Below are 23,007 nucleotides of genomic sequence, written 5' to 3'. Positions count from 1 at the left end.
AATCATCGTCGATGTCGCAGGCCGTCAGACCTTGTAGAACTGCTCCGGCATGGTGGGAGCGGGTGTCGGCCAGCCGAAGGAGTTCGGCATGGTCTTCGTAATGTTCTTCATGTTGTTCTTGACGATGCCGTAGCCATCCGGGGGCAGGGAAATGCCGAAGACATAGAAGTTGTCGGCGGCACCCTGCAGGATCTGTTTCATGATCTCCTGCTGACCGGCCGCGTCGGAAGTCGATTTCAGCTTGTCGTAAAGCTCGAGCTGCTTCTTCGTTTCTTCCGGCGGTTCTTCCGCGTTGGCATTGTTGCGGTCGAGATACCAGAGCTGCCAGGCCGGGGCGTACATGGCGTTCGAATCCGTCGGCACGTAGTAGCGCGGGTCGAGCATGGCGGCGACGCCGCCATTGGCGCCGAACTGGTGGGCCGTCGCATCGAAGTCGCGGCCCTGGCGGACGCGGGTCTCCCAGAGCGAACGGTCCATGGTGCGCATCTGCGCATCGATGCCGACAGCCTGGAACATCGGGATGACCAGCTGGAAGAGATCGAGGAAGACGGCGCGCGCCTGGTCGATTTCGAAGATCACCGTCAGGCGGCGGCCCTTCTCGTCCAGACGGAAATTCTGGTCGTCGCGCTTCGGGATCAGCGTGTCGAGCATGGCATTCGCCTTGTCGACGTCGTAGCTCGTGAATTGCGTGGCGAGCTGTTCGTTATAGAGCGGATCGCCCTGCTTGATCGAGGGCTGGGCCGGAGCGCCCTGGCCGACGAGAACGGCATCGATCAGAGCCTGACGATCGAGCGACATGGAGAGTGCCGCACGGAAATCCTTGTTGCGGAAGAGCTTTCGTTTGGTCTCGTCGTTGTGGTTCAGGTTGAAGATGAAGTTCATCACATTGGCTTCAGTCGAAGTCAGCGTGTAGAAATCATACTTGCCCTGCTCGCGCGCATCGTAGAGCACCGACTTGTTGTTCGGCGTGGCGATATACTGGTCCATCAGGTCGACTTCGCCCTGCATGGCCTTCAAGAGCAGCACCTGCGGATCGGCAACCATCTGGTAGACGATGCGGTCCATATAGGGGAGCTGATTACCTTCCGTGTCGACCTTCCAGTAGAAGGGGTTGCGTTCGGCAATTGCGCGTTCCGTATTCTCGCCGGGTGCGGTCGTGAACATCCAGGCATGCAGGCAGGGTTTCTTCGAGGAGTTCAGGAAGAAGGCGTTGTCGTCCTGGAAACCGGAGGCAGACTGGAAGGCGGCAATCCAGCTTTCGAAGCCGCGCTCTTTGGCAAGCTCGTCCGCCTTCGGATTATAATCGATATGGAACTGCTCGAGGTAATGTTTGGGGCAGCGGGTCGTGTGGTCGTTATTGGCCCAGGCTACCTGAAGCGGGAACATACCGTTAGGTTTGGCAAAGATAACTTTGAAGGTCTGTTCGTCTATGACTTCAAGCTTCGCCGGCTTGCCTGCGGTCTTCCAGTGGCCCTGTCCGTTAACGGCGACGCGTTTGTCGGTCAGGATCGTGTCGTACCAGAATTTGACGTCCGCCGTCGTGTAGGGCTGACCGTCCGACCACTTCATGCCCTTGCGCAGGCGGATCGTATATTCGGTGGAGTCGGCATTGCCGTCGAAGGCTTCGGCGACGTTCAGCGTCACGCCGGACCAGTCGGGCGTGTAGCGCAACAGCGGTTCATAGGCCTGATAGCGGAACAGCATGGACAGCGAGCCGCCGCCGACGAGGGCCATGTTCCAGTCGCCGCCATATTTGCCGACGCTTTCGACCGGCTTGATGACAAGCGGATTTTCCGGCAGCCGGTCTTTCAGGGCCGGCAGTGCGCCGCTTGCAACCTTGTCTTTCAGAATGTCCGCTTCCTTGTAATCGACGGCAAGGGCCGGCAGCGCCGGTAAAAGCAGAACGGCCGAGGTCCCGGCCAGAAACGCACGACGTTTCAGCTTGATCATAGGGTTCTCCTCCAAAAATCCGCGGCCCTTGTCGTTGTTTTTGCTTTCAGGCCGGGATAACGGGAAGAATACATTTGGATATTGTTAGGTAAAGCGTTATGTTCCGTTAGTGCAAGAATTTGCAATTCCGGCGGCGAACGTGTAGCCAAGCGCTCCGAATGCCAGGGGATACGAGGTGGAGTGTGGGAAGCAGGGGTCGAGTAACCTTACAGACAATCGCGCGAGAGGTCGGCCTTTCGAAATATGCGGTCTCGCGCTCGCTGGCGGGCAAGAGCGGCGTCAGCGAGGAGACGCGCGCGCTGATCCGCGCCGCTGCCGAGCGGCTCGGCTATACGCGCCCTGCCGGCCAATCGCAGACGAACGACATCGCCGTCGTTTTCCATGATCTCGATGCCGTCAACAGCGAACTTTACATGCAGATCCAGAATGGCGTGCAGCGCGAGGCGCACAAGCTGGGCATGGCGCTGCGCATCCGCTGGACCCACAGTGCCGGCCAGCTCGAGGAACTGGCGCGTTCCTGCGCCGGGCTGCTGCTCGTCGGCCCGCACGACCGGGAGGCGATCGTGGCGGCCACGGCGACCGGCGTGCCGATCGTGCGTTTCGGCTGGGTCGATCCTCTGGAGCAGGCCGATCAGGTGACGGGAACCGACCATGAGGCGGGTCAGGCGGTGCTGCAATATCTGATCGAACTCGGCCATCGGTCGATCTGTTATGTCAACGGCACGCCCGGCTTCCGAGGCCGGCGCGAGCGCTTCTACGGGGCGCGGGAGATTGCCGAACGCTGCGAGGACGTTTCTTTGCATGTGCTGCGCTTCGACGAGCAGATCGGCTTCGGCGAGGCCTTCCGCGACCTCAAGGCAAGGGGCATTCACCCGACGGCCTTCTTCTGTGCCCATGACGGACTGGCGCTGACGGTGGTTTCCGAACTGCTGGGGCAGGGATACCGCATTCCCGACGATGTCTCGGTGGTGGGCTTCGGCGATTTCTCGCCGGCCACGCAGATTTCACCGCCGCTGACGACGGTGAAGATGGAAGGGCAGGAGGGTGGGGCTGTCGGCCTGCGGCTGCTTCTGGAGCGCATTGAAAATCCGCGTCTGCCCGGTATGCCGGCCCGGCGCGTGATGATTGCCTCACGCATCGTCGAGCGCCGGTCCGCCGGCCCGTGCAAGGTGCCGGCTGCCGCCGATCCGATCAGGCAGGGGCAAACCGGCGGCGCGCTTGTCGAGTGACCGGGCCGCAGCCTCGACCGGGGAGCGTCAGCCCAACGTTGCGATCGCTGCCTTGACGGCGTCGGCGCCCGGTGTCGTCGGCTTGTATTCCAGACCCACCGCGCCCGCATAGCCATTGGCGTAAATCCAGTTGAGGCGGCGGGCGAGATCGATGGCGCCGGTGCCGGGTTCGTTACGGCCGGGATGATCCGCCACATGGACGTGGAACACGCGGTCGATGCGCCCGGCCAGAACGTCTTCGGTGCGCTCGTCCATGACGGCGGAATGGTAGATGTCGTAGACGATGCCGATTTCCGGGCGGGCGACGTCATCGACGATATCCAGCCCCTCGCGGGTGGAATCGAGGAAATAGCCGACATGGTCGATGCGGATGTTGAGCGGCTCGACGCCGAGGCGCACGCCGCTGCCCTTGAGGATATCGGCGCCGGCGCGCAGCGTTTCGGTCAGCGCCTTGCGCTGTTCGTCCCGGGTGAAGCCGTCAAGATCGTTGCCCGCCTGAGCGATCAGCACAGGTGCGCCCAGGCGCTTTGCGACGGCGACGGAATCGGCAAGACCGCTCAGCCACGTCTGGCGATGGGCGGCATCGGTCAATGCGATCATCGGCTCGGCGACGAGGCTCGTCACATTGAGGCCGGTTTCCTTCAATGCGGCCTCGATCGCGTCGAGGTCCTTGTCTGTCCAGCGCCAGAACTCGATGGCCTTGAGGCCGGCGGCATGGGCGCGGCGGATGCGGTCGGCGAAGAGATCGCCTTCCTCGGCAAACAACCATTCGATGCAAGCTGAATAAAGACGCATGAAAGCTCCTCCGATCGCCTGCAGGCATGCGACAGATCGCAGCCTGCGGCAAGAGGGATCGTCTGCTCATGCCGATGATTTTCCGCCACGGCTTGACGGCCAGAACCAATGTCGGAAGACTTGGCGGATCGGCCGCAGCTGCCGGCCGCATTCGGGAGGATTTCATGGATCTTGGTTTGAAGGGAAAGACCGCCGTCATTACCGGCGGCTCCGTCGGTATCGGGCTTGCCATCGCGGAAGGGCTGGCGGCGGAGGGCACCAACCTTATCTTGTCCGCGCGCGGGCGCGAGCGGCTCGATTCCGAGGCTCAACGCATCGCCCAAAAATATGGTGTCAGCGCCATTGCCGTCGAGAGCGATGTTGCGACCGTCCAGGGCACGGAAGCGATCATTGCGGCGGCGGCCGAACGCGGCGGAGCGGATATTCTCATCAACAATGCCGGCACCGGCTCCAACGAGACGGTCATGGAAGCGCCGGACGAAAAATGGCAGGCCTATTGGGACCTGCATGTGATGGCGGCGGTGCGCCTTGCCCGCGGGATCGCGCCGCAGATGAAGAAGCGCGGCGGCGGCGTGATCCTCCACAATGCCTCGATCTGCGCCGTGCAGCCGCTCTGGTACGAGCCGATCTACAATGTCACCAAGGCGGCGCTGATGATGTTTTCCAAGGCGCTCTCCACCGAGCTCGTCAAGGACAATATCCGGGTCAACTGCGTCAACCCCGGCCTTATCCTGACGCCGGACTGGATCAAGACCGCCAAGCAGCTGACGGCCGAAACCGGCGGCGACTGGGAGGGCTACCTGCAGAGCGTGGCGGATGAACATGCCTCCTCCAAGCGGTTCGGCACGCCGGAGGAGCTTGCGAATTTCTTCGTCTTCCTCTGCTCCGACAGGGCGAGCTACAGCATCGGTTCTACCTATTTCGTCGATGGCGGCATGCTGAAAACGGTATAGGCGTTCGTTCCGGTCGCTCCTGTGCTGGCCCGGGGTGAGGCCGGCACATCAATCTTGCTGGGTCTCACCGGACTTGAAGGCGCGGTTTTACGGCAACATAGATAGGCGAAATAACCTATAAAAACGGGTTATTTTGTTGTCTCTTCATGGTTTTGACTCTATTTGCCTGTTATTACAGAAGCATAATGCCGTGAAGTGCAGGGCGACCCAGAGATGTTGACGAAAAAGGGAAAATACGGATTGAAGGCACTGGTCGATCTGGCGCGGCTGGCGCCGGGCGAGACCGCCTTCATCAACGATATCGCCTCGCGCAACAATATCCCGAAGAAATTCCTGGATACGATCCTGCTCGAACTGCGCAATGTCGGCATCCTGCGGTCGAAGAAGGGGCCGGGCGGCGGCTATTCGCTCTCGCGGCCCGCCTCGGAGATCCGCATCGGTCACGTCATCCGCACGCTGGACGGGCCGCTGGCGCCGATCCGATGTGCGAGCCGTACGGCCTACGAGGCCTGTGACGACTGCGCCGATCCCGAGACCTGTCAGGTGCGGCGCTCGATGACCGAAGTCCGGGACGCGATCGCCGCCATTCTCGACAATATGACGCTCGAGCAGTTCGTTGCCGGCGGCGGCCTCGAGAAGGTCGAGGAGAAGCTCCCGGTCTCCGCCGCGAGCTGATCCGCATTCTGTTTGTCTTCGGGCAATTCCGGGCGCGCAATCGCAGCACCGTCTTGCCGGAACTGCGTCAGCTTTCCCTGACTTTCAGACTATGCGCGCCGGCTGCGCTCAACAGCGGCTCGCGCGCGATCGCCATGTCGTGGATGCGGGCGTTGCGCCAGTGACGGTCGAGGTTGAGCGCGATGCTGCCGGTTGCGCCGCGGGCAAGTTCGAAGAGAGCGTTTGCCGTGTCCAGCGCCACCTCGGTTGCCGCAAGGCAGGCGGATGAGGCGGAGAACCAGGCTTCCGCCATGGCTGCCTCGGCGGGGCTCACCTGGGCGATATCCAGTTTGCGACCCGCCTGCTCCAGCGCGCCGGTCGCGGTTTCGATGCGGATGGCGCGCTCGCCGATTTTGCCGGCGGGAGCAGAGGGTCCTCTTGCCATGGCAAGCAGATCGGCGAAGGCGGCGCGGGCAATACCGAGGCCGACGGCCGCCTGCAGCAGCAGGCCGAGCGATTTTTCCGTCGCATGGTCGCCGGATGAGGCGAGCGTGACGCTGTCGGCATTCACGTGCAGTTTGCCGGCAATCAGCGTTGCCGTGCCGTTGGTGCGCAGGCCGAAGGCATCCCAATCGTCCACCGCCTGCAGGTCCTCGCTGTCACGCTGAAGGTGCATCACGATCCTGCGGCCGGCAGGATCGACCGCTGCGGCAGCGATCCGGTCGGAAAAAAGAACGGCCGGCGCCTGGTCCGACCGGCCCGTCAGGCGAAAACCGGAGCCTTCGGCCACGAGGACCGCCTGATCGGCAAAACGGGCAGGGGCGAAACGGTCGCCATCCAGGGCGCGCTCATAAAGGGCAATCTTCAGCGCTTCCGAAGACTGGTTGCGCAGCCCCTCCAGCACGCGGAAATGTGCTGCAAGAACATCACCTATGGAAGCATCGCTTTCGGCGATGATGGCGACGATCTCGGCAAGCAGGGCATTGGAAATGTCGAGGCCCTGATATTCCGGAGGCACGGTTATCGCCGTCAGGCCGGATTGGGAGAGGATGTCGAGCTCGCCGTTCGGCATGAGGCGGTTGATGTCGCGCTCGTTTGCTTGCCGGCGAAAGACGGCGGCAAGCTCGCGGGCTGTGGAAACGGCTTCCTCCTCGGTCTCGATGCGGTGCGCCGGAGGGCGCACATTGTCGTGCAATTGCGATATCGTGCCCATCTGCCACTCTTTCCCAGTGCTAAAAAAGTGCGCGATTGCATCGGCTTGCGTAAGGGCGGTTTTTCCACAAAAGCCCGGCCCGTCGAATTTTCTTACCAGCTTGATCGCCTTGCCGTATGCTCTACGTATGGTTAAGGGACAGCCAACCGATCAGGAATGATGATGAGCGATTCTCTTGCACGAAGCCGCGAGGGTTCGAAGGCTGGACGTCAGCCGCGCCCGCGCGTGAGCATGGATATAGCGGATATCCCGACTTACGCCATCGGCGACGTGCATGGGCGTCTCGATCTGCTGCAGAAAGCGGAGGAGGCGATCGTACGCGATGCCGAGCACCTGCCGGGCAAGAAACTCATCGTCATGCTCGGCGATTACATCGATCGCGGCCCGCAATCGGCGCATGTCCTCAGCCACCTCATGGATCCGGCGCCCGAAGGTTTCGAGCGCATCTGCCTTGCCGGCAATCATGAGATCGTCATGCTCGACTATATCGACGGCTGGGCCTCCTACGACGACTGGATGACCATGGGGGCGGCCGAGCTTCTGCGATCCTATGGTCTCGATCCCGATCACCTGCCGCTCGTCTTCCGCTCCGGTGCGCAGCTCGACGCCTTCATCCGCCAGTCGCTGCCGCATACCCATATCGATTTCATCCGCTCCCTGCCGATCATGCTCGACACGCCCAATGTCGTCTTCGTGCATGCCGGCATCGACCCGCGTGTGCCGCTCGAAGAGCAGGCCGACGACGACATGGCCTTCATCCGCCAGCGGTTTCTGGAAAGCCCGCTGCCGCTGCCGAAGCTCATCGTGCATGGCCATACGCCCGGCGACCAGCCGGACGTGCAGCCGATGCGGCTCAATCTCGATACCCGCGCCTTCAGGAGCGGCAGGCTCTCCGTCGCCCGCTTCTGGCAGGGACAGGTCTACCTTTTCTCCACCTGATGCCTGCTCAGGCAGCGTTCTCCTCCGCGTCGACCTGAGCCGGCACTTCCGCCGGCTTTTTGCGCCAGCGTCGCAACACGACGTAGAAGACCGGCGTCAGGAACAGGCCGAAGATCGTCACGCCCAGCATGCCCGAGAATACGGCCGTGCCGAGCGACTGGCGCATTTCGGCACCGGGGCCGGTGGCGATGGCCAGCGGCAGGACGCCGAAAATGAAGGCGAAGGCCGTCATCAGGATCGGGCGCAGGCGCAGATGGCTGGCCTCGATGGCGGCATCGACGACGCTTTTGCCTTCTTCCTCCGCCTGCCTTGCAAACTCGACGATCAGAATGGCGTTCTTGGCCGCAAGGCCGATCAGCACGATCAGGCCGATCTGCGTGAGGACGTTGTTATCCATTCCCCTCAGCGATACGCCGATCAGCGCGGCCAGGACGGCGAGCGGAACGATGAGGATGATCGCCAGCGGCAGGACCCAGCTTTCATATTGCGCCGCAAGCGCAAGGAAGACGAAGATCACCGACAGGGCGAAGATATAGATGGCGGTATTGCCGGTGTGGGTTTCCTGATAGGCAAGTTCCGTCCACTCGAAGGTCGTTCCCGGCGGCAGGATCTGCGCCGCAAGGTCCTCCATCTTCTTGATGGCGTCGCCGGTCGAGGTGCCGGGCGTCGGGTTGCCCTGAAGCGGTACCGAGACATACATGTTGTAGCGCTGGACGAGCGCCGGGCCGCTTGCATCCCTGATGTCCATCAGCGTGCCGAGGGGCACCAGCGCACCGGTTGCCGATCTTACCTTCAGGGCAAGGATGTCGTCCCTGTCCATGCGGTATTGCCGGTCGGCCTGGGCGCGGACCTGGTAGACGCGGCCGAACGCGTTGAAATCGTTCACATAGGCGACACCCAGGTTGATGGAGAGCGCGTTGAAGATGTTGGGGATCGGCACGTTCAGGAAACGCGCCTTGTCGCGATCGATCGCCAGGAAATATTGCGGGCTGGCATCCGAGAATGTCGTGAAGACGCCGGTGAGGCCCGGGGTCGTGGCCGCGGCACCCATCATCTGGCGGGCAAGGCCCAGGACACGCGTCATATCGGCGTTTTCAAGATCGGAAATCTGCATCTTGAAACCGCCGGAATTGCCGACGCCGCGAACGGACGGCGGCGGGATGGCAATGATGAAGGCTTCCTGGATGCTCTGCAGCTTGCCGTAAAGCTCGCCGATGATCTTGTTTGCCGTCTCGCCGCCCTCTTCACGTTCGGCGAAGGATTTGAACGGCACGAAGACGACGCCGGCATTCGAAGCGTTGGTGAAGGTCGCGCCGCTGAAGCCGGCAAACTGCACGGCATTGCCGACGCCCGGTACGGTACGGGCGATGTCGCCGACCTGTTTGACGACGGCATCGGTGCGCGCAAGCGAGGCACCGTCCGGCAGCTGGATGACGATGATCGCGTAGCCCTGGTCCATGGTGGGGATGAAGCCGGAGGGGACTTTCTGGCCCATGTACCAGGTCGCCCCGAGCAGGCCGGCAAAAGCGAGCAGCGAGCAGGTCAATCCGATCCAGCTGCTGACCAGATGCCGGACGATCCACGAATAGCCGGAGCTCATCCGGTCGAAGCCGCGGTTGAAGCCGTTCGCAAGGCCGCTTCCCAACTGGGAGAAGATGTTCCTGGGCTTGCTCTCGTGATCGTGCGTTTTCAAGAGAATACCGGCGAGAGCAGGCGAAAGTGTCAGCGAATTCAACGCGGAAATTGCGGTGGTGACTGAGATCGTCACCGCAAACTGTCGGTAGAACTGGCCGGAAATGCCGGGAATGAAGGCCGTCGGCACGAATACCGCAATCAGCACCAGCGAGATGGCGACGACTGCGGTTCCGACTTCGTCCATCGTGACATGCGAGGCTTCCTTGGGCGACATGCCGCGCGCCAGGTTTCGCTCGACATTCTCGACAACCACGATGGCGTCGTCGACGACGATACCGATCGCAAGGACGAGGCCGAAGAGGGTCAGCATATTGAGCGAGAAGCCGAAGGCGAGCAGGACCGCAAAGGTGCCGATCAGCGATACCGGAATGGCGACGATCGGAATGATTGCCGTTCGCCACGATTGCAGGAAGACGAGCACGACGATGGCCACCAGGATCGCCGCTTCGGCGATCGTCCTGTAGACCTCGCTGATCGAATCCGAGATGAATTCGGTCGTATCGTAGACGATGCGGTATTCCAGACCCTGGGGGAAGTTCTGGGAGAGATCCTTCATGATCGCCTGGACCTGATGGGCGGTATCCAGCGCGTTGGTTCCCGGTCGGGCGAAGATGCCGAGGGCAACCGCCGGGTCGTTGTTGAGATAGCTGTTGGTGACGTAGTCCTGAGCGCCAAGCTCGATACGGGCGACATCCTGCAGGGACACAAGCCGGCCGCTGGCCGTCGATTTGACGATGACATAGCGGAACTGGCGCACGTCCGAGAAGCGTCCGTCCGTTCGCACCGTATATTCGAAGGCGTTCGGTCCGGTCACGGGCGGGGCGCCGATCTTGCCCCCGGACACCTGAACGTTCTGGTCCCTCAGCGCGGCCACGACGTCATCGGACGTCATTCCGTAGGCGGAAAGCTTTTCCGGATCCAGCCAGATACGCATCGAATACTGGCGTTCGCCGAAAAGCTGGACGTCGCCGACGCCGTCAAGGCGCACGAGCACGTCGCGGATGCGGTTGCGCGCATAGTTCGAGACGTAGAGCTGATCGTAACGGTGCGACGGCGAAAGCAGATGCACGACCATCATCAGGTCGGGCGAACTCTTGTCGGTGGTCACGCCAAGGCGCTGGACCTCTTCGGGAAGGCGGGGAAGGGCGATGGACACGCGGTTCTGGACAAGAACCTGGACCTTGTCGAGATCGGTACCGAGCTTGAAGGTGATCGTCAGCGACATGGCGCCGTCGGCGCTCGAATAGGAAGACATGTAAAGCATGTCTTCGACGCCGTTGATCTGCTGTTCGAGCGGGGTCGAAACCGTATCGGCGATCGTCTGCGGGTCGGCGCCGGGATAGGAGGTGCGCACGACGATGGTCGGCGGGGCGATCTCGGGATATTGCGATACCGGCAATTGCGTATAGGCAATGCTGCCGACGACGAGGAGAAGGATCGAGATGACGGCCGCAAAGATCGGCCGGTCTACGAAGAAATGGGCAAATCTCATTGGCTGCTCTCCGCACCGGCGGTTTCGGGCGGGGCGTCGGTACGCTGCTGCGGCAGCTCGCTCATCTGCGGCGTGACCTTTGAGCCGGGCCGGGCGCGGATCAGGCCGTTGACGACGATCGTCTCGGTGCCGTCCAGACCTTCGCGGATGACGCGGTAGCCGTAGAGCCGCGGACCGGGCCGGACCGGCTTGGTCGATACCGTGCCGTCAGCGCCGACGACGTAAACGACGCGTTCATTCTGGTCCGAGCCGATTGCCTCGTCGGGAACAAGGATGGCCTGATAGGTATTGGAGGCCTCGATCTGAATGCGGCCGAAAAGACCGGGCTGGAGGACGAGATCGGGGTTGGGGAACCGTGCGCGCAGGCGGATGGTGCCGCTTTCGTTGTCGATCCGGTTTTCGGCGAAGTCGAGTTTGCCCTTGAACGGCTTGGCATTGGGATCGGAGATCGTGACCACGACATCCAGTCCGCCGCCGCCCTGCTGCAGGTCCTTGCCGAGCTTGCGCGCCGTCTCGGCGAAGTTCAGCAGCCGGCGCTCGTCGACGTCGAAATAAAAGTCGATCGGGTCGAGCGAAACGATCGTGGTCAGCACGGTCTGGTCGGTCTGTACCAGATTGCCGGCGGAGATCAGGCGGCGGTCGATGCGGCCGCTGAGGGGGGCGGTGATCTCCGTATATTCCATGTCGAGGGCCGCGCGGTCGGCGGCGGCCTGTGCGCCGCGGACATTGGCCTGGGCCGAATCGAATTCGCGGCGGCGGTCGTCCAGCGTCTGTGCCGACTGGCTGCCGCTCGAAGCAAGCGATTGCGCGCGTTTATACTGCGCATCGGCAAAGACCAGTGCCGACTTCGCTGCTTCAAGCGCGGCATTGGCCTGATTGAGCGCGGTGATGAACGGCCTTTGATCGATAACGAAGAGGCGGTCGCCTTTCTTCACCAGCGCACCGTCAGTGAAGTCGATTTCCTGCAGATAGCCGCCGACGCGCGACCGTACCGAAACCTCGTCCACGGGTTCGAAGCGGCCGATGAACTCGTCGCTGTCGACCACGTCGCGCACGACGGGTTTGGCGACAGTGACGGGCGGGGGAGCAGGCGCCTGCTGCGCCTCAGCGATAAGCGGCAGGAAAGCGGCCAAGCAGCCGAGCGTCAATGTTTGTCGAAGCGAATAAGCCATTCCGGTCCCCCTTGCGGGCGGCCGAATGCAGCCGCCTGAACCTATGCCTGAGAAAAGCTGTCCATGCCTGCTGGAACGAAAGCATGAGCCTTCGTCCTAAGTCCGAATTCTACCCATGCGTGGCTGCCGGGAGATGACAGGTGCAAGCCGGCACCTCGAAATCAACCGGAGGGAGAAAATCGCGATCTCCGTAACCCTATGAAGGCAGACTATAAACGGGAGAATCCGAAAATTGCAAATGCCAATTGACCGCCCCGATTTGCAGTTCCGCAAACCCCGGCGTTTCCGCCGATATCGCTCCATCACGTTGCCGAGAGCGGTTTCTGCCGCTGCCCGGACGTTCGGCGGAAGCCGGATCGAAAGCTCCGCCTAACCGCGGACTGCGGCATTTTGGTCGCAGGTGCGGAATCTTGCGGTTGCATCCTTGTGCATTGCACATGCTCAATATATCTACCAACATCATAAGGATGCTTATTACTAGCCGGCGAAGGTATATGACCAACACTCCAACACTCGGTTTTCTTCTGCACGACGTCGCCCGCCTGCTGCGCAAGCGGTTCGAGCAGCGGGCAAAGGACCTTGGGCTGACACGGTCTCAGTGGCAGACGCTCGCCTATCTCGCCAATAATGAGGGCATCCATCAGAGCGGGCTTGCCGAAATCCTGGAAATCGAGCCGATCACGCTGGTGCGCATTCTCGACAAGCTTGCAGAGCGCGGCCTGATCGAGCGCCGCCAGCACCCCACCGACCGGCGTATCTGGCTGCTCTACATGCGTGAGGCCGCCCATCCGATCCTCGCCGAAATGCGCGAGCTCGGCGACGTGACGCGCGGCGAGGCATTGGAAGGCGTAACCCCCGAAGAGCGCGACCGGCTTTTCCACACCCTATCCGTAATGAAGACGAACCTGGTGCAGGCGTGCCGGACCCCGGTCGCCGAGAATGAGACGAAACATGGCTGACAAATCCCCCTTGCGCGTCGTGTCCGACGCGAATGCCAAGAATCCTGCCGACGAAAAAGAGATCCCGCAACAACCGGAAACGGTGGCTGAGGCGCCTTCATCCAATTCAGCGCCCGCGGCTGCCGCGGTGGCTGCGCCTGGCGGCAACAAGGTCCGCCGCCGGCGCAGCTTCACCCGCCCTGTCCTCTTTGCCCTGCTGCCCGTGGCGCTCGTCGTCGGCGGCTATTATTACGTCAATGGCGGCCAGGTCATGTCGACCGACAACGCCTATATCCAGGCGGATATGGTGGGCATCACGACCGACGTTTCGGGCATCGTCGCGCAGATCAACGTGCATGAGAACGAGCAGGTCAAGGCGGGGCAGGTGCTTTTCAGCCTGCAGTCCGACGCCTTCAGGATCGCGCTTGACGGCGCCAGGGCGCAGCTCGGCGCGCAGCGCAACCAGATCATGAACCTCAAGGCCAGCTACCAGCAGTCGCTTGCCGAGATCACCCAGGCCGAAGCCGATCTGCCCTATTACCAGGATCAGTTCGACCGGCAGCAGAGCCTCGTCAACAACGGCAGCGCGACGCAATCGGCCTATGACGAAGCCAAGCACAATCTCGAAGCCGCGCAGCAGAAGGTTTCGGTCGCCAAGGCGGAAGCCGCAACGACGCTCGCCCAGCTCGGCGGCAGCGCCGACCAGCCGGTCGAGGAAAACCCGCTCTACCTGCAGGCCAAGTCGCAGGTCGACAACGCTGAGCGCGAGCTCGACCACAGCGTCGTCAAGGCGCCTTTCGACGGTATCGTCACCAACGTAAACGCCTTGCAGGTCGGCTCCTACCTGCAGGCTTCGCAGCAGGCCTTCTCGCTGGTTTCGACCTCGCATCTTTGGATTGCCGCAAGCCCGAAGGAAACCGAGCTTACCTACGTCAAGCCCGGCCAACCGGTCGACATTTACGTCGATACCTATCCGGGCGTGATGTGGAAGGGCAAGGTCGAGAGCATCAGCCCGGCTTCCGGCTCCTCCTTCTCGCTGCTGCCGGCGCAAAATACGACCGGCAACTGGGTGAAGGTCGTGCAGCGCATACCGATGCGCGTCAGCATCGATGATGCCGAAGGCAAGCCGCCGCTTCGCGTCGGCATGAGCACGGTCGTCGAGGTCGATACCGGCCATGCGCGCGGCCTGCCCGATTTCGTCAACAACCTTCTCGGCCAGGGCAAGAGCCACGAGTAACGGCCATGAGCAATGCTCCTGCATCACCGGCAACCCCGGTTGCCAATCGCGGCGCGATCACGGCCTGCGTCATCCTGGCCGTCATCATGCAGGCGCTGGATACGACGATCGCCAACGTGGCGCTGCCCTATATCCAGGGCAGCGTTTCGGCGTCGGCCGACCAGATCAACTGGGTCTTGACCTCCTATATCGTCGCGGCTGCCATCATGACGCCGCCGTCGGGCTTCCTTGCCGCCAAGTTCGGCCGCAAGCGCGTGCTCCTGACGGCGATCGTCGGCTTCGTCGTCGCCTCGGTTCTTTGCGGTCTCGCGCAATCGCTGCCGCAGATCGTTGCTTTCCGCCTGCTGCAGGGCCTGTTCGGCGCTTCGCTGGTTCCACTCTCCCAGGGCATTCTCCTCGACATCTATACGGTCGAGGAGCGCGGCTCGGCCATGGCCTTATTCGGCGTCTCGGTCATGGTCGGGCCGGTTCTGGGGCCTGTCATCGGCGGCTGGCTGACGGACAATATCAGCTGGCGCTGGGTCTTCTACATCAACGTGCCGATCGGCGCGCTCGCCTTTGCCGGCATCGTCATCTTCGTTTCGGAGACGAAGAGGGATGCGCTCGCCAAACTGGACTGGTTCGGCTTCGGGATGATGAGCCTGTTCATCGCCGCGCTGCAGCTTTTCCTCGACCGCGGCGAGCAGCTCGACTGGTTCTCGTCAGGCGAAATCGTCATCGAAGCGATCGTCTGCGCGGCCGCCTTCTACCTGCTTCTGGTGCATACGCTGACGGCGGAAAAATCCTTCGTCAATCCGCGGCTATTCCTCGACCAGAATTTCACCGTCAGCATGATCTTCATCTTCGTGATCGGCATTACCTATCTCGCCTCGCTGGCGCTGATGACGCCCTATCTGCAGACGCTGATGGGCTATCCGGTCATCACGGCGGGCATCGTGATGGGGCCGCGCGGCCTCGGGACCATGCTCTGCATGTTCATCGTCGGCCGGCTGATCGGCAAGGTGGATACGCGCTGGCTGCTTTTGCTCGGTCTCGGCCTGACCGCCTGGGCGATGTATGACATGACCGGCTGGACGCCCGACGTGTCGCAATGGACCATCGTGTCGGTCGGCTTCATCCAGGGGGCGGGCCTCGGCTTCCTCTTCGTGCCGCTGACGACGATTGCCTTTGCGACATTGCCGGCACAGATGCGCGGCGACGGAACCGGCCTCTACAACCTGTCGCGCAACATCGGCTCCTCGGTCGGCATCTCGATCGTTTCGGCGCTGATCGTCGAGAACACGCAGAGCAACCACGAGTCGATCGCCGCCTATGTGACGCCGTTCAACCGGGCCTTCGATGCGACGGCGGCGCAGGGCCTCAGCCCGCTGACGGCCGTCGGACGCGCCGCTCTCAACGACGTCATCACGCTGCAGTCGACGATCATCGCCTATATGGACGACTTCAAGCTGCTGATGCTGATGTCGCTTGCGGTGATGCCGCTGGTCCTGCTGCTGCGCAAGCCGAAGGCGGCGCCGGCCATGGACCACAGCGCCGTCATGGAGTGATGGCGCATACCCGGCCTATCGGAACGGCTTGCTCAGATAGCGCGATCCCTGAATGCCGAAGCGCCAGGGCGCTTCGGCATTTTTCGTAATGCCAATCCGCTTGCCCGAGACGACAGGCAGGGGTGAGGAAGGCGAGAGCGCGTAGGGCGGCTGGTCGAGAGCGCGGTCGTTGACGGAAATGTCGATGCCGAGCGCCTGGCAGAGCTTGCCGGGACCGCTGCAGAGCTGCGTCAGCACATCGGTGCCGCGCCGTTCCATCATCGCCTGCAGGCCGATTTCCGGCTCCAGCGCACGGATCAGCACGGCCGAACCCGGCGTGCAGACGAAGTTCAGGCACCAGTACATGCCGTAGATGCGGTAGATGTAGACATTGCCGGGGCGGCCATACATGGCGCCGTTGCGCTTTGTCGGGCCGCGGAAACTGTGGGAAGCCTCGTCGTCGGGATAATAGGCCTCCGTCTCGGTGATCCGCCCGCCCGACCCGCCGACCGTAAGGTGGCAGCCGAGCAGGTCGCGGGCGACCTCGATCGCATCGCGTTCGAAGAAATGGCGCAGGCTTTCCCCGGCAAGCGGGCCGGCGCCAACAGCGCCATTGATCATATCGTTCGTCATGGAGATTGCCGATAGCATCCTCTCGGGCGATCGACCACCCGGAAGCCGAACGTGGCGTCGTGCGCGGCGAAGTGCGCGTCGACAATATCGTCTCGACGCAGGTTAGTGACCGGCGTTGGGGTCGCGCATCGGAATGGACGAGACGGTGACGGAGACCGGATCGCTTGCCGGGAAGGAATCTTCCAGGCCTTCGTTCAGCTCCTCTTCGAGCAGGGCGGCATCCTTGTTGCGGGCGCTGTCGCCGTGAACGGGCTCGAATACGGAAGCGAGCAATGCCTTGGCTTTGGCGATGGCATTGTCGTGGGTGAGGTCGGGGGCTTCGCGCAACGTGACCGCGATCCTGTCCTCGCCTTCACTGCCGAACTCGACGACGAAGCCTTCATCGGCCTGGTAGACGATGATATCGCTGAGTGCCATGCCCGTTCCTCCGAAATCGCTAATATGAGTGAAGCGCGTTTTCGGCTGTTTGTCGAGCAAAGACCTTCGCCAGCCAGTCGATGAAGACCCGCACGCGCGGCGAAAGCTGGCGGTTGCGCGGGTAGAGCAGCGAGACCGGCGTCTGCGTCAGCGGGAAATCGGCGAGCACCTCGACGAGGGTGCCGGCGGCCAGGTCCTGTTCGGCGTGGTAACGCGGGATCTGGATCATGCCGAGACCCAGGCGGGCGGCCGATATGTAACTTTCGGCGGCGTTGACCGTGACGGTTGCGGGAATGGTGACGTTGCGGACGCTGCCGTCGACGATGAATTCCAGCGGCAGCGGGCCGGCGCTGCCGGTTGCGCGGAAGCCCACCATGCGATGCGCGCCGAGCCTGTCCGGATGGTCAGGGCTGCCGAAAGCGGCAATATAGGAGGGCGCGGCGAGGGTGATTTCGTCCAGCATGGCGACCCGTCTGGCGACCATGTCGCTGTCCTGCGGGGTGCCGACGCGCAGCACGCAGTCGATGCCCTCGCGCACCAGATCCACCAGCCGGTCGCCCTCGCTCATGTAGAATTCGATATCGGGGTAGGCCTCCAGAAAGGACGGCAGGCTCGGCAGCACGAAATGGCGGGCAAGCGTGCCGTGCACGTCAACCCGCAGCAGCCCCTTCGGCTTGGTGCCGGCGAAGGCGCCTTCGGCATCCTCGATATCGGCGAGGATCGACAGGCAGCGCTGATAATAGGCCTCGCCGTCGAGTGTCGGGCTGACATGGCGTGTCGTGCGCTGGAGCAGGCGCACGCCGAGGCGCGCCTCCAGCTGCTTGACCGCATCCGTCACCGTCGAGCGCGGCAGGCCGGTATCTTCGGCGGCAAGCGTGAAGCTGCGGCGCTCCACGACGCGGGAGAAGACCCGCATGGCATCGAATCTGTCCATTTAGTTTGTTCGCATTTACCGGATAGTGATGGCGAATAATGGCTGATTATCCGCAAAGTGGAAAGGGACATCTTCTCCTCATCGAAAGGGCGCTGCGGCGCCGAAGCAAAGGAGAAGGAAAATGTCTGCCAATCAAAACAAGGTCGCTCTCGTTACCGGCGCTTCCCGCGGCATCGGTGCTGCGATCGCCGAACGCCTCGCAAAGGACGGCTTTACCGTCGTCATCAATTATGCCGGCAACGCGGCGCTTGCCGAAGAACTGGCCCAGAAGATCGAGAAGGCCGGCGGCAAGGCGCTGACGGCGCAGGGTGACGTTGCCGATGCGGAGGCCGTGCTCCGCATGTTCGATGCGGCAGAGGCTGCCTTCGGCGGCGTCGACGTGCTGGTCAACAATGCCGGCATCATGCTGCTGTCGCGCCTTGCCGATGTCGATGATGCGAGCTTCGACCGCCAGATCGGCGTCAACCTGAAGGGCACGTTCAACACGCTGCGCGAGGCCGCCAAACGCTTGCGTGACGGCGGCCGGGTCATCAACTTCTCAAGCTCGGTCGTCGGTCTGAAGCCGGAAAGCTACAGCGTCTATGCCGCGACGAAAGCCGCCGTGGAGACGATGGGCGCGATCCTTTCCAAGGAAATGCGCGGCCGCCAGATCACCGTCAACACGGTCGCCCCCGGTCCGACCGGCACCGATCTCTTCCTCAACGGCAAGTCCGATGAGCTGATCGACCGCCTCGCCAAGGCCAATCCGCTCGAGCGTCTCGGCACGCCCGAGGATATCGCCGGTGTCGTCGCCTTCCTCGCCGGCCCCGACGGCGCCTGGATCAACGGCCAGGTGCTGTGCGCCAATGGCGGCATGGTCTGATGCTTTCGCCGTGGCGGCCTGAGCGCCGCCACGTTCTTTTCTCGCATCCTTTCAATCAACCCCGATCGAACAGCCACCTGCACGAACAGAAGGAACAGGACCATGAGCAAACAAGTCATCGTCATCACCGGCGCTTCCAGCGGTTTCGGCGCTCTTACCGCCCGCGCGCTCGCCAAGGCCGGCCACATCGTCTACGCCTCGATGCGCGAAACCGAAGGCCGCAACAAGCCGCAGGTCGAGGCCGTCGACGCGTTCTCCCGGGAAAACGGCGTCGATCTGAAGGCGGTCGAGCTGGATGTCGCTTCCGATGCCTCCGTCGAAACAGGCATCGCCAAGGTGATCGCCGCCGAGGGCCATATCGATACGATCATCCACAATGCCGGCCATATGTCCTTCGGTCCGGCGGAAGCCTTCACGCCGCAGCAATATGCGGAGCTTTTCGATATCAACGTGCTTTCGACGCAGCGCGTCAATCGCGCGGTGCTGCCACATCTGAGGAAGCAGGGCAGGGGCCTGGTCGTGTGGGTCTCGTCGTCGAGCACCCGCGGCGGCACGCCTCCGTATCTCGCTCCCTATTTCGCTGCCAAGGCTGCGATGGATTCGCTTGCCGTCTCCTATGCCAGCGAGCTTACCCGCTGGGGCATCGAAACCGCGATCATCGTTCCGGGCGCCTTCACCAAGGGCACGAACCACTTCGCCCATTCCGGCTCGCCTGCTGACACGGCCCGCGCCGCGGAATATAACGAAGGTCCCTACAAGGGGTTGCCGGAACAGGCGCTCAAGGGGCTTGCTTCGCTCGAACCCGCCGATGCGGATGCCGCTTCCGTCGCGACAGCCATTGTCGAAGTGGTGAACATGCCGTTCGGCAAGCGGCCGTTCCGCACCCATATCGATCCGTCGCAGGATGGTGCGGAAATCGTCAACGGCGTCGCCGACCGCGTCCGGGCCGAACTCTTCCGCCGCATCGGCATCGAGGACCTGCTGAAGCCCGTTGTCGGGAAATAACCGCCTGTCGCAAAGTTGTGAACGGTGTCTCGGCGTGCCGCCCCTTACTATCCGGCTAAGCGCACCTATATCAGATTGGACGGAGGCGGACGGCAAGTTGCCGCCAGCCTCCCGACCTCCACTCCAGGGCCTGCCGCGCCTTTCCTGCGGTGCGACAGGCCTTCAGTTTCAGACATCAGATTAAGGCCCGTGACGGTTATCCCTCCCATCGCGGGCCGCTTTCTTTTGGCTTTCAGCGGGCGTTGAGCTTGGCGTCCGCCAGCAGTTTCACCAGCCAGTCGACGAAGACCCGAACCTTGTTGCTGAGGTGCCTGTTCGGCGGATAGACGACGTAAAGCGGCAGCGATTCGCGCGTCCATTCCGTCAGGGTCTGGACCAGTTCGCCCTTCGCCAAGGGCTCGCGCGCCATGAAGATCGGGATCTGGGCGAGGCCGAGGCCGGTAAGCGCTGCCGTCATGTAGGTACGGCTGTCGTTGACGGAGACGATGTAGCGCGGACTGACCTCGATGATCTCATTGCCCTTGCGGAACTCGAAAGGCACGGTGCGATTGTTCTGGGCGCGGAAATAGTTGACGGAATAATGTTCCGTTTCAAGCTCTTCGGGCCGCTGCGGCAGGCCGAATTTCTCCACGTAAAGGGGGGCGGCGCAGGTGATCATTTCGATCTCCGAGACGCGCCTGGCGATCAGCGACTGGTCGGCCGGCGTGCCGGCGCGCAAGGCGCAGTCGACATTTTCGGCGAGATAATCGACTGTTCGGTCACCAACGCCAAGGTCGATGCGGATATCCGGATAGCGCTGGTAGAAATCACAAAGCGCCGGCACGACAATGGAATCGGCAAAGGCGCCCGCCATCTCGACGCGCAGCCGTCCCGTCGGCAGGCTTTGGGAATTCGAAAGGCTGCCGTCCAGCTCCTCCAGTTCGGAAATGATCTGTGCTGCGCGTTCGTAATAGAGGGCGCCATCCGTCGTCACCATGACGCGGCGCGTGGTTCGGTTGAGGAGCTTGGTGCGCAGATGCGCCTCCAGCCCCTGGATAAGATTTGTCACCGTCGCCTTGGGCATGGCGAGCATGTCGGCGGCGCGGGTGAAATTGCCCGTCTCCACCACGCGGATGAAGACACGCATTGCCGAGAGTTGATCCATCGGTTCACTTCCGCAGTTTGCGTTGCAACATTGTTCAGGATTCGGAATAGTGTTATCGCGATATCGCTTCTTATTCCCCGATTTGAATAACAATATCTTTTTGGCGCAAAATGCAAGAGACAGGCGTTGTCTGTCCCTATGCCAGGCAGCGAAGAGATAGAGACGATGGTGCCCGAAATTAAGGACATGGTGCTGGAAAAGGTGGCCGCTGGCCCCGTTTCTGCGCGTGTCTATATGGGGGCCGATTTTGGCAAAGGCCCGCCGATCGTTCTCTACCTGCATGGCGGAGCCTTCCTCGACAGCGACCCGAACGCCGATCGCCCGATTGCGGCGAGCCTTGCGAGGGCGGGTGCGATCGTGGTTTCCGCCGACTACAGCACGCTCTCCGGCAATGTCTTTCCGAAGGCGCTTGAAGTGTCCTTCTCGATCTTTTCCTACCTTGCCCTCAAGAAGGCCGGCCTTGGCGACCGCAAGTCGCTGCTGTTCGTCGCCGGGGAAGAGGCGGGTGGCAATGTCGCTGCCGGCGTTGCCCTGAAAGCGCGCGACCAGATGCCGGATGCGCTGGACGGCCAGATCCTGCTTTCTCCGCTTCTCGATCCTTTCATGGGCACATCCTCGATCCGCAAGGCGGACAAGATCGGCATGCGCCAGCGCTGGACGGAGGGCTGGAGCCATTATCTGAGCGGCGGCGGTTGCCATCCCTATGCCGCGCCCTGCCTTTGCTCGCGCATTTCGGGTGTTGCACCCGCACTGATTTTTACGGCGGAGGACGATCCGCTGCATGACGAGACCCTCGGTTACGCCGCTCGCCTGAAGAAGGCAGGCGTTGGCGTGCGCCAGCATGTTCTCCCCGCCGGGACAGGCTGGCCTTCCATTTATGGCGGAAAATCTGAGGGAACTTCGATCTGGCAGGACAACGTCAGCCGCCATTTCGGGGACTTCCTTCAGGATGTGAGCGTTCAGCCACAATTGCATTGACGACGAACTGATTTTTACGGCCGTTTGGGCCGCAAGGAGAGTACCAATGACGTCCAAAAATAAGCGCTGGGCCCTTGTGGGCGCCGGCCTAGGCCTCGCTGCGTCCGTTTCGGCTGCGGCCATCTTTTTCGAACTGCCGATGAGCGCAACTGCCACGGCTGCCTCCGAACCTGCGCAGCCTCCGGCCGTGCCGGTGACAGTTGCCGTCGTCGCCAGCCGCGACGTGACGAACTGGGAGAATTTCTCCGGTCGCCTGGAAGCCATCGACCGCGTGCAGATCCGCCCCCGCGTCGGCGGCGCCATCCAGTCGGTGCATTTCCGTGAAGGCGCGCTGGTGAAGCAGGGCGACCTGCTCTTCTCCATCGATCCGGCTCCCTATCAGGCGGCTGTTTCTCAGGCGCAGGGCCAGGTCGCTTCGGCCGAAGCCAAGGTCAGCCTGGCGCAGACCGAACTCGATCGCGGCCGCCGTCTCTCGGACAACCGGACGATTTCGCAGAGCGATCTCGACCAGCGCCAGAGCACGTTGGCCGAAGCCCAGGCGAGCCTGCGTTCGGCACAGGCAGCCCTGCAGTCCGCTCAGCTCGATCTCGACTATACGCAGGTGCGCGCTCCGGTTTCCGGCCGCATCGGCAAGATCGAGGTGACGGTCGGCAACATTGTCGCGGCCGGTTCGGCCTCGCCGGAACTGACGACGCTGGTCTCCGTCGATCCGATCTACGCAAGCTTCAACGCAAGCGAAGAAATGGTCACGAAGGCGCTTTCGGAGCTTCCGGCAACCGACGCGGCACTGCCGGCTGTCGAGCAGATCCCGGTCGAGATCGGCACGCTCGCCGACGACGGCACGCCGATCAAGGGCAAGCTGCAGCTCGTCGATAACGAGGTGGATGCTGCCAGCGGCACGATTGCGGTGCGGGCGGTCTTCGACAATCCCGGCGGCAAGCTGATCCCCGGCCAGTTCGTGCGCGTGCGCATGGGCCAGCCGAAGGCCGAGAACAAGATCGTCATCAGCGACCGCGCCGTCGGTACCGACCAGGACAAGAAGTTCGTCTTCGTCGTCGACGATGAGAACAAGGTCAACTACCGGCAGATCCAGCTCGGTTCCCTGTTCGACGGCCAGCGCGTGGTCGAAGGCGGCCTGAACGTCGGCGACAAGATCGTCGTCAACGGTCTGCAGCGCATCCGTCCGGGCGCGGTGGTCGCACCGCAGATGGAAGAGAAGGTCGCGACCGCTCAGTAAAATC

20 protein-coding genes are annotated in these 23,007 nt (G+C 62.5%); 11 read left to right on the top strand and 9 right to left on the bottom strand.

Features of this window, described 5'->3' with window-relative positions; genetic code table 11:
- Nucleotides 1–24 precede the first annotated feature (24 nt).
- Nucleotides 25–1,950, bottom strand: a complete 1,926-nt coding sequence (locus tag ACFPWW_RS08130) for an ABC transporter substrate-binding protein (RefSeq protein WP_112704698.1) — start codon at nucleotides 1,948–1,950, stop codon at nucleotides 25–27.
- Between the two features lie 182 nt (nucleotides 1,951–2,132).
- Here ACFPWW_RS08130 and ACFPWW_RS08125 point away from each other — a divergent pair, with 182 nt between their 5' ends.
- Entirely contained in the window at nucleotides 2,133–3,179 is a 1,047-nt protein-coding gene (locus ACFPWW_RS08125) for a LacI family DNA-binding transcriptional regulator (protein ID WP_112704697.1), read from the top strand.
- A 27-nt stretch (nucleotides 3,180–3,206) separates the two neighbouring features.
- Here ACFPWW_RS08125 and ACFPWW_RS08120 read toward each other — a convergent pair whose 3' ends face one another.
- Nucleotides 3,207–3,974: a TIM barrel protein gene (locus ACFPWW_RS08120; RefSeq protein WP_377311319.1), complete on the bottom strand. Its 768-nt coding sequence runs from the start codon at nucleotides 3,972–3,974 to the stop codon at nucleotides 3,207–3,209.
- 164 nt (nucleotides 3,975–4,138) lie between these two features.
- On the opposite strand from ACFPWW_RS08120, the gene ACFPWW_RS08115 reads away from it, so the two are divergent.
- Nucleotides 4,139–4,927 (top strand): SDR family NAD(P)-dependent oxidoreductase, encoded by a 789-nt coding sequence (locus ACFPWW_RS08115; RefSeq protein ID WP_112563197.1) that lies wholly within the window; start codon nucleotides 4,139–4,141, stop codon nucleotides 4,925–4,927.
- Nucleotides 4,928–5,140: 213 nt separating this feature from the next.
- Complete coding sequence (locus ACFPWW_RS08110; RefSeq protein WP_112562897.1) at nucleotides 5,141–5,602, top strand: RrF2 family transcriptional regulator; 462 nt, start codon at nucleotides 5,141–5,143, stop codon at nucleotides 5,600–5,602.
- 67 nt (nucleotides 5,603–5,669) lie between these two features.
- Here the strand turns inward: ACFPWW_RS08110 and ACFPWW_RS08105 are convergent, their stop codons facing one another.
- The gene (locus ACFPWW_RS08105) at nucleotides 5,670–6,794 is read right to left on the bottom strand and encodes an acyl-CoA dehydrogenase family protein (protein WP_377311318.1); all 1,125 of its coding nucleotides are present in this window, start codon (nucleotides 6,792–6,794) and stop codon (nucleotides 5,670–5,672) included.
- A gap of 162 nt (nucleotides 6,795–6,956) precedes the next feature.
- On the opposite strand from ACFPWW_RS08105, the gene ACFPWW_RS08100 reads away from it, so the two are divergent.
- Nucleotides 6,957–7,733: a metallophosphoesterase gene (locus ACFPWW_RS08100; protein ID WP_112563195.1), complete on the top strand. Its 777-nt coding sequence runs from the start codon at nucleotides 6,957–6,959 to the stop codon at nucleotides 7,731–7,733.
- A gap of 7 nt (nucleotides 7,734–7,740) precedes the next feature.
- Here ACFPWW_RS08100 and ACFPWW_RS08095 read toward each other — a convergent pair whose 3' ends face one another.
- Nucleotides 7,741–10,920 carry an efflux RND transporter permease subunit gene (locus tag ACFPWW_RS08095; protein ID WP_112562893.1) on the bottom strand — a complete coding sequence of 1,060 codons (3,180 nt, stop codon included), beginning with the start codon at nucleotides 10,918–10,920 and terminating at the stop codon, nucleotides 7,741–7,743.
- A complete protein-coding gene (locus ACFPWW_RS08090; protein WP_112753637.1) occupies nucleotides 10,917–12,092 on the bottom strand; it encodes an efflux RND transporter periplasmic adaptor subunit in 1,176 nt (391 codons plus the stop codon). The genes ACFPWW_RS08095 and ACFPWW_RS08090 overlap by 4 nt, the downstream gene beginning before the upstream one ends.
- Nucleotides 12,093–12,586: 494 nt before the next feature.
- Between ACFPWW_RS08090 and ACFPWW_RS08085 the strand changes: the two genes are divergently transcribed.
- From ACFPWW_RS08085 to ACFPWW_RS08075, 3 genes are read left to right on the top strand one after another with little or no spacing between them, the layout of a single operon-like run.
- Nucleotides 12,587–13,051, top strand: a complete 465-nt coding sequence (locus ACFPWW_RS08085) for a MarR family winged helix-turn-helix transcriptional regulator (protein ID WP_112562889.1) — start codon at nucleotides 12,587–12,589, stop codon at nucleotides 13,049–13,051.
- A complete protein-coding gene (locus tag ACFPWW_RS08080) occupies nucleotides 13,044–14,267 on the top strand; it encodes an HlyD family secretion protein (protein WP_112755554.1) in 1,224 nt (407 codons plus the stop codon). Before ACFPWW_RS08085 ends, ACFPWW_RS08080 begins: the two co-directional genes overlap by 8 nt.
- Nucleotides 14,268–14,272: 5 nt before the next feature.
- A complete protein-coding gene (locus ACFPWW_RS08075) occupies nucleotides 14,273–15,814 on the top strand; it encodes a DHA2 family efflux MFS transporter permease subunit (protein ID WP_377311317.1) in 1,542 nt (513 codons plus the stop codon).
- A gap of 15 nt (nucleotides 15,815–15,829) precedes the next feature.
- Here ACFPWW_RS08075 and ACFPWW_RS08070 read toward each other — a convergent pair whose 3' ends face one another.
- The 3 genes from ACFPWW_RS08070 to ACFPWW_RS08060 all read right to left on the bottom strand — a co-directional run bounded on the left by ACFPWW_RS08070 (nucleotide 15,830) and on the right by ACFPWW_RS08060 (nucleotide 17,777).
- Nucleotides 15,830–16,444: a DNA-3-methyladenine glycosylase gene (locus ACFPWW_RS08070; RefSeq protein WP_377311316.1), complete on the bottom strand. Its 615-nt coding sequence runs from the start codon at nucleotides 16,442–16,444 to the stop codon at nucleotides 15,830–15,832.
- A gap of 84 nt (nucleotides 16,445–16,528) precedes the next feature.
- Nucleotides 16,529–16,843, bottom strand: coding sequence for a hypothetical protein (locus ACFPWW_RS08065; protein WP_112562881.1), 315 nt, complete (start codon nucleotides 16,841–16,843; stop codon nucleotides 16,529–16,531).
- 19 nt (nucleotides 16,844–16,862) lie between these two features.
- Nucleotides 16,863–17,777, bottom strand: coding sequence for a LysR family transcriptional regulator (locus ACFPWW_RS08060; RefSeq protein WP_377311315.1), 915 nt, complete (start codon nucleotides 17,775–17,777; stop codon nucleotides 16,863–16,865).
- A 121-nt stretch (nucleotides 17,778–17,898) separates the two neighbouring features.
- Between ACFPWW_RS08060 and ACFPWW_RS08055 the strand changes: the two genes are divergently transcribed.
- Complete coding sequence (locus ACFPWW_RS08055) at nucleotides 17,899–18,639, top strand: SDR family oxidoreductase (RefSeq protein WP_377311314.1); 741 nt, start codon at nucleotides 17,899–17,901, stop codon at nucleotides 18,637–18,639.
- A 102-nt stretch (nucleotides 18,640–18,741) separates the two neighbouring features.
- Nucleotides 18,742–19,644, top strand: a complete 903-nt coding sequence (locus ACFPWW_RS08050) for an SDR family oxidoreductase (RefSeq protein ID WP_112562877.1) — start codon at nucleotides 18,742–18,744, stop codon at nucleotides 19,642–19,644.
- Between the two features lie 232 nt (nucleotides 19,645–19,876).
- On the opposite strand, the gene ACFPWW_RS08045 is transcribed toward ACFPWW_RS08050, so the two are convergent.
- A complete protein-coding gene (locus ACFPWW_RS08045; RefSeq protein ID WP_112562875.1) occupies nucleotides 19,877–20,788 on the bottom strand; it encodes a LysR family transcriptional regulator in 912 nt (303 codons plus the stop codon).
- 165 nt (nucleotides 20,789–20,953) lie between these two features.
- Between ACFPWW_RS08045 and ACFPWW_RS08040 the strand changes: the two genes are divergently transcribed.
- Both ACFPWW_RS08040 and ACFPWW_RS08035 read left to right on the top strand, forming a co-directional pair.
- Nucleotides 20,954–21,766: an alpha/beta hydrolase gene (locus ACFPWW_RS08040; RefSeq protein WP_112562873.1), complete on the top strand. Its 813-nt coding sequence runs from the start codon at nucleotides 20,954–20,956 to the stop codon at nucleotides 21,764–21,766.
- 46 nt (nucleotides 21,767–21,812) lie between these two features.
- Nucleotides 21,813–23,003: an efflux RND transporter periplasmic adaptor subunit gene (locus ACFPWW_RS08035; protein WP_113500237.1), complete on the top strand. Its 1,191-nt coding sequence runs from the start codon at nucleotides 21,813–21,815 to the stop codon at nucleotides 23,001–23,003.
- Nucleotides 23,004–23,007 lie beyond the last annotated feature (4 nt).

The organism is Rhizobium sp. GCM10022189, from assembly GCF_042656325.1.
GTDB lineage: Bacteria > Pseudomonadota > Alphaproteobacteria > Rhizobiales > Rhizobiaceae > Rhizobium.
The sequence above is the reverse complement of the archived record's forward strand: the minus strand, read 5'-3'. Positions and strand labels throughout refer to the sequence as shown.

Coding starts and splice junctions, on each gene's coding strand:
- ACFPWW_RS08130 (WP_112704698.1), bottom strand. CDS start 1,950: ATGATCAAGCTGAAACGTCGTGCGTTTCTGGCCGGGACCTCGGCCGTT.
- ACFPWW_RS08120 (WP_377311319.1), bottom strand. CDS start 3,974: ATGCGTCTTTATTCAGCTTGCATCGAATGGTTGTTTGCCGAGGAAGGC.
- ACFPWW_RS08115 (WP_112563197.1), top strand. CDS start 4,139: ATGGATCTTGGTTTGAAGGGAAAGACCGCCGTCATTACCGGCGGCTCC.
- ACFPWW_RS08110 (WP_112562897.1), top strand. CDS start 5,141: ATGTTGACGAAAAAGGGAAAATACGGATTGAAGGCACTGGTCGATCTG.
- ACFPWW_RS08105 (WP_377311318.1), bottom strand. CDS start 6,794: ATGGGCACGATATCGCAATTGCACGACAATGTGCGCCCTCCGGCGCAC.
- ACFPWW_RS08100 (WP_112563195.1), top strand. CDS start 6,957: ATGAGCGATTCTCTTGCACGAAGCCGCGAGGGTTCGAAGGCTGGACGT.
- ACFPWW_RS08095 (WP_112562893.1), bottom strand. CDS start 10,920: ATGAGATTTGCCCATTTCTTCGTAGACCGGCCGATCTTTGCGGCCGTC.
- ACFPWW_RS08090 (WP_112753637.1), bottom strand. CDS start 12,092: ATGGCTTATTCGCTTCGACAAACATTGACGCTCGGCTGCTTGGCCGCT.
- ACFPWW_RS08085 (WP_112562889.1), top strand. CDS start 12,587: ATGACCAACACTCCAACACTCGGTTTTCTTCTGCACGACGTCGCCCGC.
- ACFPWW_RS08080 (WP_112755554.1), top strand. CDS start 13,044: ATGGCTGACAAATCCCCCTTGCGCGTCGTGTCCGACGCGAATGCCAAG.
- ACFPWW_RS08075 (WP_377311317.1), top strand. CDS start 14,273: ATGAGCAATGCTCCTGCATCACCGGCAACCCCGGTTGCCAATCGCGGC.
- ACFPWW_RS08070 (WP_377311316.1), bottom strand. CDS start 16,444: ATGCTATCGGCAATCTCCATGACGAACGATATGATCAATGGCGCTGTT.
- ACFPWW_RS08065 (WP_112562881.1), bottom strand. CDS start 16,843: ATGGCACTCAGCGATATCATCGTCTACCAGGCCGATGAAGGCTTCGTC.
- ACFPWW_RS08060 (WP_377311315.1), bottom strand. CDS start 17,777: ATGGACAGATTCGATGCCATGCGGGTCTTCTCCCGCGTCGTGGAGCGC.
- ACFPWW_RS08055 (WP_377311314.1), top strand. CDS start 17,899: ATGTCTGCCAATCAAAACAAGGTCGCTCTCGTTACCGGCGCTTCCCGC.
- ACFPWW_RS08050 (WP_112562877.1), top strand. CDS start 18,742: ATGAGCAAACAAGTCATCGTCATCACCGGCGCTTCCAGCGGTTTCGGC.
- ACFPWW_RS08045 (WP_112562875.1), bottom strand. CDS start 20,788: ATGGATCAACTCTCGGCAATGCGTGTCTTCATCCGCGTGGTGGAGACG.
- ACFPWW_RS08040 (WP_112562873.1), top strand. CDS start 20,954: ATGGTGCCCGAAATTAAGGACATGGTGCTGGAAAAGGTGGCCGCTGGC.
- ACFPWW_RS08035 (WP_113500237.1), top strand. CDS start 21,813: ATGACGTCCAAAAATAAGCGCTGGGCCCTTGTGGGCGCCGGCCTAGGC.